Annotated in this window: 3 protein-coding genes, 1 pseudogene and 1 other annotated feature; all 4 genes and pseudogenes read left to right on the top strand. The window is 46.2% G+C overall.

Features of this window, described 5'->3' with window-relative positions; genetic code table 11:
- Window positions 1–792 (top strand): hypothetical protein (locus Abin_RS14870; RefSeq protein ID WP_048848371.1); only part of this gene is annotated, 792 nt, incomplete at its 5' end.
- Window positions 770–1,201 (top strand): hypothetical protein, encoded by a 432-nt coding sequence (locus Abin_RS14875; protein ID WP_048848372.1) that lies wholly within the window; start codon window positions 770–772, stop codon window positions 1,199–1,201. The genes Abin_RS14870 and Abin_RS14875, both read left to right, overlap by 23 nt.
- 77 nt (window positions 1,202–1,278) lie before the next feature.
- Window positions 1,279–1,923, top strand: a complete 645-nt coding sequence (locus tag Abin_RS14880) for a transposase (RefSeq protein ID WP_255319442.1) — start codon at window positions 1,279–1,281, stop codon at window positions 1,921–1,923.
- Window positions 1,924–1,937: 14 nt separating this feature from the next.
- A pseudogene (locus tag Abin_RS15990) lies at window positions 1,938–2,851 on the top strand (IS3 family transposase); the annotation flags it as partial.
- Window positions 2,216–2,332, top strand: a sequence feature (AL1L pseudoknot). It overlaps the preceding pseudogene by 117 nt.
- Window positions 2,852–2,899: the final 48 nt, after the last annotated feature.

Raw genomic sequence — 2,899 nt, forward strand, 5'->3', positions numbered from 1 at the left:
GCCACGAAAGTCAATAATACCCTGCAGACCCAGGTTGGTGCTGAAACAACCGTCGAAACAACAGTGGAAGTCGGAATACAAACAAAAAGTCTTTTTGATAAAATGGCAAAGCAAGGTGCAATTCAAGCTTTGCAGGACTTACAAAACCCTGCTCCGGGAGCGCAAGAGCAATCAACTTCGGAACGAATTCAAGCAGAATCTGACCTGATTGATAAAATTATTGGCACAAAAACGCATCAGATGATTTTAAAAAAATGGGCATATGGAGATGATGTTTTGGCGACGATGATTGTTTCTGAAACAGCAAAAAATGAAATTATTTCTTTAAGAAAGAAAGACTGGTCTATGAATTATGCCAATAATGGCACGATCGTTACTGATGCTCAAAATAAATCCATAAATATTGGGAATATTTATCAAGGCGATACTACGTTTACTGCAAACCAGCTGTCACATGAGTTGGGACATGCTTTGCATCCGACTAGCCAAGACTTGTCATCAAAAGACGCCTTCATAAACTCTCAACTAATTGGAGAAGGATATGCGACTATAAATAACATAAAAATTAGAAATGAAATTTTATCGGAAAGTGGAAGAGATATTTTGGTTTCCGGGAGTAGTATTACTGCGCCATTATATAAAGATGTTTATAATAAATATGGAGGGGGGAATGATCAGATTATGGAAAGTATTATTGCAAAAATATATGGGGAAAAAGAGATTGTTGGTGGTACAAAAACATCCTATTGGAATTATTATGGAGATTTTTATGATAAAAACTTCAAAAAATAGTTTTTTCATTACATTATTTTTTTTATTATTCATAAATGGCCAGGGGTTTAGTAAGGATTTGACGAAAACTGCTATGTGCGAAGGTATGAAAAACAATGATGAATGCTTGGAATTCATAAATAATAAAGATAATATTATTTATCAAGGTGGCGAAAAAGTAGGGTACGTAGACAAAATAATAAGTAAAAAAGGACAATATGTAACGTTAAATAAAATGTTTTACACAAAAAAATATGATGACAAAAAATACTTTAGGTATAAGGATTTAATTTTATTGTACTGTTTGAGTCCTGGTCCTCAATTCTCAACAGATATGGATATTTTTCATCCGGGAGAGTTTACTTCTGATGGGAGTTATAATGGAATTTTTTTTCATGCGAAATTTAAAATAATAGAAAATTATGAATAGCTGGAGACCCGCAAAAACCGGTAGTGTCTGGACGGCTATGGTGATTCATTGAAGTTACGCGATCACGGAGGCCTGCTATGGATCCCAAATCCCTGTTCAGTTTGAGCGATCACCTTGCGGCATTGAGCAAAGAGGGCGATCCGCTCGAGGTTTTGCAGGAGACGGTGGATTTCGAGTATTTCCGGGCGTGGCTGGTCGAAGGGCTTGGGTACGGCGATGGTAGCAAAGGCGGCCGACCACCATTCGATCCGGTGATGATGTTCAAGGCCCTGATCCTGCAGGCGCAGCATAATCTGTCAGACGCCCGGATGGAGTTCATGATCCGTGATCGGCTGAGTTGGCTGCGATTTCTGGGGCTGTCGCTCGGGGATCGAACGCCGGACGAGAACACGATCCGGCATTTTCGCAATCGCCTGACCGAGACGGGAACGCTCAGGCGGGTGATGAAGGCCTTTGACTGGCAACTCCAGAAGAAGGGCTACATTCCAATGTCCGGGCAGATCGTGGACGCCTCGCTGGTGCCTGCGCCAAGGCAGCGGAACACCGAGGGCGAACGCGAAGCGATCAAGTCAGGGAAGAGCGCCAGCGACATTTGGCCGGACGAGCCGAACAAGGCAGCACAGAAGGATACCGACGCTCGCTGGACACTCAAGGTCGGCGGAAAAGTCCGGTATCGGGCAGATGAATTGCCCCGGGTTTTGTGGAGACAGCAAGACCCGTGAGGTAAGAGATAGTCATGAGCAATAAATCGAAGCGTTTTCCGCCTGAATTTCGTGAACGTGCAGCCCGCATGGTTCTGGAGGAAGAGAAGAACCATCCTTCGCGGTGGTCTGCAGTGATGACGATCGCGCCAAAGCTGGATATTCATCCTGACACGCTGTCAAAATGGACACGTCTGCATGAACGGGCCAATGCGCCTACGGTCAGTGAACTGCCTGAACGGGAGAAAATCAGGCAACTGGAGCGAGAGAACCGCGAACTGCGGCAGGCCAATGAAATCCTGCGCAAGGCATCAGCATATTTTGCCCAAGCGGAGCTCGACCGCATCTTCAGACCATGACACGCTTCATTGAGGAGCATCGGCAGATATATGGTGTCGGGTCAATCTGCAGGGTTCTGTCGATTGCACCATCTGCCTATTATGCTTATCGGGCGAGACAGAAAAATCCCTGTGTGCGCAACCAGAAAGACAAAGAGCTGTGTCATGAAATCCGCAGGGTCTGGAAGGATAATTTCTGCGTCTATGGAGCACGCAAGGTCTGGCATCAGCTCAAACGTGAAGGTCTGGATGTCGCCCGCTGCACGGTAGAGCGACTGATGCGTCAGATGGGACTGAAAGGCGTCATTCGTGGCAAGGGTGTCAGAACCACACGGTCAGATCCGGCACGGCCCTGTCCACAGGATCTGGTGCAGCGCCAGTTTCATGCACCAGCCCCTAACAGGCTCTGGGTTTCGGATTTTACTTATGTTTCCACTTGGCTGGGCTTTGTTTATGTAGCCTTCATCATTGATGTGTTTGCCCGGGTCATTGTGGGCTGGCGTGTCTCATCAACGGCCCATACCGACTTCGTGCTGGATGCCCTTGAGCAGGCTCTGTGCCAGAGGCAACCTGAGGGAAAAGTGACCCATCATTCAGATCGCGGCTGTCAGGGCGGATTCAACCGGTCGTCGCAACACCTTCGATTATATGTTGTTTGA

This window comes from Acetobacter indonesiensis (assembly GCF_000963945.1).
GTDB lineage: Bacteria > Pseudomonadota > Alphaproteobacteria > Acetobacterales > Acetobacteraceae > Acetobacter > Acetobacter indonesiensis.